Genomic DNA, 9,076 nt, shown 5'->3' on the forward strand with positions numbered 1-9,076 from the left:
CTAGCGCTTTCTGGCAAATCGCTAGGCGCTATGGTTTTTGAATTTCAGGCATTGACCGATCATCCGAAAACCTGCTGATCCGGCACCTCCCCTGTATACACGGCACCGATCCTGGGAGCTCCCGTTCCGCCTCCAGGCAGCCACTGCTGCCAAAGACGGCCAGCGAACCGGGAGCTGCTGTCAATCATCCACCATCAGCCAACCTGCAGATTGAGCGATCGGGTCATCTGCTGAAATGCAGGCCAGATTTTTTTAATGTTGGCATGGAGGACATCGCCCGTCCAGGGCTTGTCCATCTCGCCCAACTGGGCCAGCGTGGCCTTCATGCGCTCGGACTCGATGGCCGAGGCGTCGATCACCGCAGCCAGCTTGTCGATGACGGCCTGCGGCGTGCCCTTGGGGGCCAGCAGCATGTTGGCTTCCATGAGGGCGGTGTAGGCGGGTCCGGTGAAGCCCGCTTCTTCCCATGTGAGAAGGTTCGGCAGCACCTTGTTTTTCGAGCTGCCGCCAATCAGGTGAATGGGGCGGAACTTGCCGCTGTCGATACCCGCCGCCAGACCGGCCAGCGAGCCAGCCCCCACATCGATGTTGCCTGCCATCAGGTCCAGCGTCATAGGGCCGGTGCCACGGTAGTTCACGATGGTGAACTGCGCGCCGGTATCCTTCATGAGCTGGGTGATCATGAGCTGCCAGCTGGAGCCGATCCCGTAGTTGCCCACGGACACGGGCTTCTTTTTGGCATATTCCACCAGCTCCTTCATGGAGTGGACCGGCAGGTCGTGCCGTACCACTGCTGGGGAACTGCCCGTGCCGTAGGCCCCGATGGGGACCAGGTCGTTGACGGGGTCGTAAGGCACCTTCTTGAGCAGGACAGGGGCCTGGGCCAGCTGGCTGTGCAGCGTGAACAGCAGGGTGTAGCCGTCCGCGGGCGAACGCACAACGTTGTCGCCCGCGATGGTACCCACTGCGCCTGGCCGGTTTTCAATGATCACCGGCACACCCAGCTTGGCGGTGATGAATTCGCCCAGCACGCGCCCCGTGGTGTCATTGGACGAACCCGTGGCCTGTGCGCAGACGATGCGGATCACCTTGTTGGGCCAGGTGCTGTCCGATTGGGCCGATGCCAGGCCTGGCGCCAAGCCAAGCACACCGGAGGAAGAGGCCGCAAGACCCAGCTTGAGGATGTCCCGACGCGACCGGGAAATGCCTTGCGTTGCCTGAGTGAGATGAGTCATTTTTGTCTCCATTTTTATGATGAACCAGAAGCGGGGGAGCGGACTCACATGCCGATGAGGTCGGCGCGGTCCACCAGGTTTTTGACGATGCGTACCGAGGCGATGTCAATCATCTTTCCCTCGAACTGCACGGCGCCCAGCCCCTTTGCAAGGGCCTCGTCGTAGGCTTTCATCATGAGACGGGCACGGTCCACGTCTTCCCGGCGGGGAGAGAAGACGCGCTGCGCGACTTCCACCTGAGAGGGGTGGATGGCCCACTTGCCGACCATGCCCAGGGTCATGGAACGCCGGCATTCTTCTTCATAGGCTGCGGAATCCTTGAAGTCGGCAAAAGGTCCGTCCACCGCATCGATGCGATTGCAGCGCGCGGCCACGGTGATCTTCTGGCGCTGGTAGTGCCAGATGTCGCCGGGATAGCCTGTAGCCCCCCCGATGTCCTTGAGCGAAACGCCCTGGCTGGCCGAGTAGTCGCCCATGCCGAAGATCAGGCATTCGAGGCGCGGCGATGCTGCAGCGATGGCATCCACCTGCTGCAGGCCTTCGACCTCCTCGATCAGCACATCGATGCCGATGCGCTTGGTCATGCCGAGCTTCTTCTCCATCATGGTTAGGAGCTTGTCGACAAACTGGATGTCGGAGGCCGTCAGGGCCTTGGGCAGCATGATGACGTCGAGGTTCTCGCGCGCGCCTTCAACCACCTCGATGATGTCCTCGTAAGCGTACTCGGTGGTCAGATCGTTGATGCGCACGCATCGCACCGTCTTGCCCCAGTTGTAGGTATTGAGGGCATGGACGATCTTCTGGCGTGCGGGGCGCTTCTCGGTCGGTGCGACAGCGTCTTCCAGATCGAGGAACACGTAATCCACACCCAGGCCGGCGGCCTTTTCCATCATCTTTTCGCTGGACCCTGGCACGGAAAGCTGGCAGCGGCGAAGTCGGCGGGGTTTGTTCATGAAGGGTTTCTCCTGGGGATCGATGAAATGAAAGGGGTCAGGCAGTTGCCGCGCTGGAAGGGATGAGTCCGAACTCTTCCAGGATGGCCTGCGCGTGTTCGTTGACGATGGGCGCGCGCTGATGCACACCTCCCGGGGTGCGGCTCATGTGAATGGGCGTGCCGGCCAGCGTCAAGGGTTGGCGGGCGCCGGGCTGCTCGGTGGGGACGAGCATGCCGCGGCGCCGGAAATGCGGATCCTCGAAGATGTCCTGCGCTCGCAGAACCGGTCCAAAGGGAATCAGTCCGCCCAGCTTGCGCGCCAGTTCTTCCTTGGTGTGCTGCGCGGTCCACGCTGCCACCAGAGGCTCGACGAAGTCGCGGTGGCGGGAGCGCTGCTCATTGGACGCACAGCGTGGATCGCTCACCAGGTCTTCGCGGCCCATGAGGCGCACGAACGGCTCCCAGAACCGGTCGTTGGGCACGCCCAGGCTGACATGGCCATCTTTTGCGGGGAAGATGCCGAAGGGGCACAGAATGGGGTGGCCGTTGCCGTCCGGATGCGAATTGACACCTGCGCCGCTGAACTGGTAGACGATGCGCTCGCACAGTGCCAGTACCGAGTCCACCATGGCCACATCCACGAACTGGCCCAGGCCCGTCTTCTGCACATTCCAGCACGCTGCCGTGATGGCAAAAGACAGATACATGGCGGGCAGCAGATCCCCCACGCCCGGGCCGATCTTGGTCGGAGCGCCCCCGACCACCGGGCCCGTGATGCCCATGATGCCGCCCATGGCCTGCGCCACCGGGTCGTAGGCAGGCCAATGGGTATAGGGGGTTTCGCCGGAGCGCGGGTCACCAAACCCCCGCAGTGCGGCATACACCAGGCGCGGGTTGTGCGCTGCCAGGCTCTCGTAGGACAGACCCAGCCCCTCCATCACGCCGGCCCGGAAGTTCTCGACCAGCACATCGGCCTGCTGAACCATCCGGATCAGCTGCTGCTTGCCGGCTTCGCTCTTCAGGTCAATGACGATGGAGCGCTTGTTCCGGTTCACGGAGCCGAAGTAGGCGCCAAAGCCGCCCTCCTTGAAGGGCAATGCGCCCGGCAGGTAGGGGCCGTTTTGCCGCGTCTTGTCGCCGCCGGGCGGCTCGATCTTGATCACGTCAGCACCCTGGTCAGCCAGCAGCATGGTGGCGTAAGGACCTGCCAGCATCTGCGTGAGGTCCAGTACCTTGAGCCCCTGCAGCGCCCCGAAGCCCGCAAGCGCGGCGGCAGTCATGCGGGCGTTCCTGGCCGCTTGCGCAGCAGCACGGTCCGTTCTGCCTGCACGCACAGCTTGCGGTCCTGGTTCACGCCATAGTGCCGAAAGCGCACCAGGCCGCCACCATTGGCGGTGTCTTCGGTGGCCTCCAGTACCTCACTGTAGGCATAGAGCGTGTCGCCATGAAACACCGGGTGACTGAGCTTGATGTTGGTCAGCCCGACCTCGCGGATGCACTGCTCGGCCGTATCCTGCGAAGCCAGTCCGATCACCATGGACAGATTGATGCCGCCGAACACCACGCGCTGGTTGAAGATGGCATTGGGCGAGGTGGCGGCGCGGCGCATGCGGTCCTCATTGAAGTGCCCTTCCGCCGTGTTCATCACCATGTTGGTGATCAGGACGTTGTCCATCTCCGTCACGGTTTTGCCGCGTGCATGGCGGATCAGACGGCCCACCGTGAAGTCTTCAAAGTAGTTGTCGGGGCTGGTGAGTGCGGGGTTCATCATGCGGTCTCCTTGCGGGCACCGACCGTGCTCTGGAACGCACGGTCAGCAATCATTTCTTCCACCACGGATTTGCCCAGCAGGTGGTTGGCGATGATGCGTTGCTGGATCTCGGAGGTGCCCTCGAAAATCTTGGTCAGACGCGCATCACGCCAGTAGCGCTCCACGGCAAACAGCTTGGTGTAGCCGGCACCGCCCAAAATCTGCATGGCCTCGGACGTGACGCGCTCGGCCATCTCCGTGGCGAAGTACTTGACCATCGAGGCCTCCTTGTCGCAGCGGCGCCCGCTGTCGATTTCGTTGCAGACGTAGTACATGAGCTGACGCGCTGCCTCGATCTCCGTGGCCATGGTGGCGATCTTGAAGCGAATCGCTTGGTACTCGGCAATGGGCATGCCGAACTGCTTGCGGTCTTTGGCATAGGCGGTTGCGTCTTCCAGCGCTCCCTGCGCCAGCCCAATGGCCCGCGCTGCGGTGTGGGCGCGCGCAGTCTCCAGGCCTTTGGCCATGATCAGGAAAGCCTTGCCGGGTTCTCCGATCAGGTTTTCCTTGGGCAGGCGCAGGTCCGTCAATGCCAGTTCGAAGGTCTTCCAGCCGAAATAGCCTATCTTCGGAATCGGGTTGCCCACCATGCCGGGCGGGAACTCGCCGCGTTTTTTTTCCACCAGAAAGCAGGAAATGCCTTCGCCGCGCCGCTTGGGGTCGGTGGGCTTGGAGGTGCGGGCGAATATATTGATGTAGTCGGCGCCATCGGCAAAGGTGCACCAGTACTTGGCACCATTGAGCACCCACTCGTCGCCCACCAGTTCGGCGCGGCACGACATGGAAGCCAGGTCGGAGCCGGTGTCGGGCTCGGACAGCGCGCTGGCGTTCATGAACTCTCCGCGCACGACCATCGGCAGGTATTTGCGGCGCATTTCCTCGGGCATGGAGTTCTTGATGAAACCGCCCTGGGCCCGCGCCACCATCGAGGCCACCGACATCCAGCCGCGCGAGAGCTGTTCGCAGATCAGGCAGTACTCAAAAGTGCCCATGCCCATGCCACCATATTCCTCGGGAATGGTGATACCGAAGTAGCCCATATCGGCCATCTTCTGGCGCAGCTCCATCGGAATTTCACCATCGGGGCCATCGAGCTGGTTGGCCACCGGCAGCACCTCTTTCATGGTGAATTCACGCGCGGCATCACGGATCATGATGCGCTCTTCGGTCATGTAACCGTAGCCGTTTGCTTGCTTGTTTGTCATGTTCAACCTTTCGTGCGAACCAGATTGGCGCGTTTGAATTCGATGACGGGTACGCCCGCCTCATTGCGCCCGACGGTGTGCCACTGCACGATTCCGTAGCCAGGGCGTTTGTCTGCCAATCGGGCCTGGATGACCTCGGACTCGGCGTACAGGGTTTCGCCCGGGTACACCGGCTGCAGGTACTGCAGGTCATCCACACCGAGGAAGGGCCCCCCGCCCTCGGACAGGTCTTCGACCGACAGACCGAACACCACGTTGAACACCAGCAGGGGATTCACGGGAGAGCCCTGAAAACCTTGTGCCCGTGCGTGGCTCGCGTTGGTGTAGGCGGGGTTGTAGGCCAGCGTCAGCGTGGAAAACAGGGTGTTGTCCGATTCGGTGACGGTGCGGCCCCAGTGGTGGGTGAATTTCTGTCCGAGGGCAAAGTCCTCGAAACGGTTTCCCCTGACCCACTCGACAGCGTTTTGTTCCAGAAAGTCCACAGTTTCATCGGCATTCATAGGGTGATGGCCTCATACAAAGAAAGAAGATCGGTCTGCTGGCCGAGCGATGCAATGAGCCCAGCCAGCGCCTCGAACTGGTGCGGCGCCAGGCTCTGACGCGTGATGGCCCGGCCCTTGCTCTGTAGGCTCTGCCACTGCATGCGCAGGTCGTCATTGGGAATCCCCACGTCCACGTAACGTTCATGGGCGATGCCTGAGCGATCCGTCACAATCACCCGGGAGCCTTTCTGGCTGTCCAGCGTCTTGAAGTGCACGCGGACCCGCTCACGCAAATGCACCAATCCCGCCTCGGTCGCGTTGGCATCGGTGTAGATACCCAGGTCTGCGGTGTCCATACCGTGGATCACCATCGCAGCAAGGTGACGCAAGGAGAACTTGATCTCCAGGCCGGTGGCCGGCTCGGGGATGTTGCACACGCGGTCGTGACCGGGCGCTACATGGATGTCGATGTGCGCGATCGCCTCCGGCGAGAGCGGGGTATCGCGCCGTATCGCTTTGAGCGCCTCGATGCTGGAGTGCGTGAGGTAGCAGGATGCGTGGTACTTGTACAGCGTGTCTTGGATGGCCCAGCGGTCCGTGACCAGTGGCTCATCGCGCGTTCCCTGGCACTGCGTTTCCACGAAGCCCTGGATGCCTTCGATCGCATCCTCGTCGGCAGTGAAGCCAACCAGTGCCAGCCGGGCGGACAGCAGCCCGTTCATCGCCGCCTTGCCCGCATGCAGGGGCTTGGTCATGGTGCCGAACATCGATTTCAGGCCCGCAGCCTGCGCGGCGGCAAGGCCCAGGGCATTGCGGGTTTGCTGCGGGTTCAGCCGCAGCAGGCGGGCCGCCGCCGCCGCCGCACCAAAAGTACCGATGGTGCCGGTGGCATGAAAGCCCGTACGGTAGTGGGCACCGCCATACTGTTCGCCAATCAGCGCTTCCACCTCATGGCCCACCACGATGGCGTCGAGCAACTCCCGCCCTGTTGCCTGGGCGCTTCTTGCGGCAGCCAGCGCGGCAGGAATCACCGGTACGCTCGGGTGCCCATGCATGCGCGAGTTGACGTCGTCATAGTCCAGCGCGTGTCCGGCAGTGCCGCTGATCAGGGCGGACAACATGCCCTGCTGCAAGTCGAAGGGAGGCAGCTTGCCGGCCCCCGGCAATTGCACGGCATGCACCTGCAGAAGAATCTGCACAGCAGGCTCCGACATGCCGGCCAGTGCCACACAGGTCCAGTCCAGCAGGGCATGTGTGGCGCACTCACGTGCCAGTTCGGGCACGGGAAGGCTGTCTGATTCGCTGATAAGCGCAACCAGTCGACCCAGGAGGTCTGAACGGGTATTGCGGGCTCCCTCCGGAAGATTGGCCGCGCGAGCGGTTGGGGTGTCCATGGCTTGTCTCTCTATCGCTTGTGGCAGTGATCTGTGAGCGCAGTATCAAGCGAGAGGCATCAAGAATCCATCATGGTTGTGATGCATTCCAATAGTGGCGGAAAATCACACCGATATCATGTATGTGATGCAACTTCCCTGTGAAGGGATGAATACTTGTTCCCGACTTCCACAGAACACCCGACAAGGATCCCCATGCAAACGACACACACCCAGCCCTTCGCCATGCGTTCCGCCCTCTACATACCGGGAGACAAGGAGCGGGCCCTGGAAAAAATGGCATCGCTATCCGCCGACACTTTCATCCTGGACCTGGAAGATGCCGTGGCGCCAGAGAAGAAAGACTTGGCACGCGCCCAGATCGAGAAGGTGATGGGCCGCCCCGACAACGCACAACTCAACGTCGTGGTGCGCATCAATGGCGTCGAGGCTCCGCACCTCGAAGCAGATATGCTGACAGTCGCCCGCGCCCGCCCGCGCGCCGTCCTGATACCGAAATACGAAACCCGCGCGTCCCTCCAGCAGTTGCGCGATGGCATGCGGACTGCAGGAGTGCCCGGCCACACGCAGGTGTGGGCCATGATCGAGACCCCGCTGGGCATCGCTGACATCCAGGCCCTTGTGGATGTCAATGCAGGACCGGATTACCCGCTGACCACGCTGGTCATCGGTACCAACGACATTGCCCGTCTGACGGGCACGAGCATGGGGCACCAACGCCTGTACATGCTGCCCTGGCTGTCCTCGGTGCTCATCCATGCAAAGGCTCGCAACATGACGGTGCTCGACGGGGTTTACAACGATTTTTCGGATACTGAGGGCTTTTCGGCCGAGCTGCTTCAGTCGCGAGAGATGGGGTTTGACGGCAAGACGCTGATCCATCCTTCGCAGATCGCCCCGGCCAACCTGCACTTCTCCCCCTCGGAGGAGGAGTTGGCATGGGCACGCAAGGTGGAGGATGCGTTCTCGCTACCCGAAAACCAGGGCAAGGGCGCCATCAAACTCGATGGCGGCATGGTGGAACTGCTGCACCTGCAGATTGCCCGGAAAGTTCTTGCCGCCCAATAAACAACCGCACACCAGCGTGGAGCCCATGGAGGCCCTGGAGTCGGAGCCATTGAACAGGTGATGCGATGTCCCCCTGCGCCGATACGTCAAATGTGAAATCCGCCACGCGGGTGCTTGAGTTGCTGGAATTCTTCGCAGAACACCGCATCCCCATGAGCACCGCCGATGTCGTCAATGTGCTGGGCTACCCCCAGTCGAGCACCACGGTGCTGCTGCAGACACTCACCCGGCTGCGGTACCTCGAATACGACAGGGCTAGCCGCAAGTATTTCCCCACAGTGCGGGTTGCCCTGCTCGGCAGCTGGATCACGGAAAACATCTTTAGTGAACGCAGCCTGTCCAAGCTGGTCAACGAGCTGATGGCCAAGACTTCTGCAACCGTGATCCTGGGCATGCAAAGCGACATCTATGTCCAGTACATCCATGTGTGCCAGCCCAAAGAACGCAGAGCGCAACTCAAGTGGTATATCAAGCCCGGATCACTGCGGCCATTGGCCCGTACTGGCGTGGGCAAGGCCGTCTTGTCCCGCAAATCCGATGCGGAGATCATCTATCTCCTGCGCCGCATCAACGCCTCCGAGACCCGGCTGGAAAACCGGGTCTCGGAAGCCGACATTCTGGAGGAGATGGACCGCATCCGGGACACCGGATATGCACTGACCTCGGGTAATGTGAATCCGCTGGCAGGAGTAATAGCCTGCGCATTGCCGTTCCATCCACAACAACCGGTGATGGCGCTGGGTATTGGTGCGCAAAACGCGGAACTGATGAAAAACAAAGAGTATTACCTGGAACTGATTCAGGAAGCGCTGGCGCCCTTCGCACGTTGCGCCTGAATTTGTGACGCCGCGCACTTCTCACATTCCGGCAAAGCAATGGATACTTTTAATGCACCAATCAAGGCGATTTTCTCAAAAATCTCCACCTAAAATAAAAATAATAAATTTA

The 9,076-nt window shown here is 61.4% G+C and carries 9 protein-coding genes; 2 read left to right on the forward strand and 7 right to left on the reverse strand.

Going from position 1 to position 9,076, the window contains the following annotated elements:
* Window positions 1-194: 194 nt before the first annotated feature.
* From KYG_RS22520 to KYG_RS22550, 7 genes are read right to left on the reverse strand one after another with little or no spacing between them, the layout of a single operon-like run.
* Window positions 195-1,235, reverse strand: coding sequence for a tripartite tricarboxylate transporter substrate binding protein (locus KYG_RS22520; RefSeq protein WP_008907247.1), 1,041 nt, complete (start codon window positions 1,233-1,235; stop codon window positions 195-197).
* A gap of 44 nt (window positions 1,236-1,279) precedes the next feature.
* Window positions 1,280-2,188 carry a CoA ester lyase gene (locus KYG_RS22525; protein ID WP_008907248.1) on the reverse strand — a complete coding sequence of 303 codons (909 nt, stop codon included), beginning with the start codon at window positions 2,186-2,188 and terminating at the stop codon, window positions 1,280-1,282.
* 37 nt (window positions 2,189-2,225) lie between these two features.
* Window positions 2,226-3,449 carry a CaiB/BaiF CoA-transferase family protein gene (locus KYG_RS22530; protein ID WP_008907249.1) on the reverse strand — a complete coding sequence of 408 codons (1,224 nt, stop codon included), beginning with the start codon at window positions 3,447-3,449 and terminating at the stop codon, window positions 2,226-2,228.
* Window positions 3,446-3,940: a MaoC family dehydratase gene (locus KYG_RS22535; protein WP_034695926.1), complete on the reverse strand. Its 495-nt coding sequence runs from the start codon at window positions 3,938-3,940 to the stop codon at window positions 3,446-3,448. Before KYG_RS22535 ends, KYG_RS22530 begins: the two co-directional genes overlap by 4 nt.
* Window positions 3,937-5,184 carry an acyl-CoA dehydrogenase family protein gene (locus tag KYG_RS22540; protein WP_008907251.1) on the reverse strand — a complete coding sequence of 416 codons (1,248 nt, stop codon included), beginning with the start codon at window positions 5,182-5,184 and terminating at the stop codon, window positions 3,937-3,939. Before KYG_RS22540 ends, KYG_RS22535 begins: the two co-directional genes overlap by 4 nt.
* A gap of 2 nt (window positions 5,185-5,186) precedes the next feature.
* On the reverse strand, window positions 5,187-5,684 hold the full coding sequence (locus KYG_RS22545; RefSeq protein ID WP_008907252.1) for a MaoC family dehydratase: 498 nt from the start codon (window positions 5,682-5,684) through the stop codon (window positions 5,187-5,189).
* Window positions 5,681-7,060 carry an MmgE/PrpD family protein gene (locus tag KYG_RS22550; RefSeq protein WP_085942656.1) on the reverse strand — a complete coding sequence of 460 codons (1,380 nt, stop codon included), beginning with the start codon at window positions 7,058-7,060 and terminating at the stop codon, window positions 5,681-5,683. Before KYG_RS22550 ends, KYG_RS22545 begins: the two co-directional genes overlap by 4 nt.
* A gap of 195 nt (window positions 7,061-7,255) precedes the next feature.
* On the opposite strand from KYG_RS22550, the gene KYG_RS22555 reads away from it, so the two are divergent.
* Together KYG_RS22555 and KYG_RS22560 are read left to right on the forward strand one after the other, a co-directional pair.
* Entirely contained in the window at window positions 7,256-8,128 is an 873-nt protein-coding gene (locus tag KYG_RS22555) for a CoA ester lyase (protein ID WP_008907254.1), read from the forward strand.
* A 65-nt stretch (window positions 8,129-8,193) separates the two neighbouring features.
* Window positions 8,194-8,964 carry an IclR family transcriptional regulator gene (locus KYG_RS22560; protein WP_008907255.1) on the forward strand — a complete coding sequence of 257 codons (771 nt, stop codon included), beginning with the start codon at window positions 8,194-8,196 and terminating at the stop codon, window positions 8,962-8,964.
* Window positions 8,965-9,076 lie beyond the last annotated feature (112 nt).

The organism is Acidovorax sp. NO-1, from assembly GCF_000238595.1.
GTDB lineage: Bacteria > Pseudomonadota > Gammaproteobacteria > Burkholderiales > Burkholderiaceae_C > Acidovorax.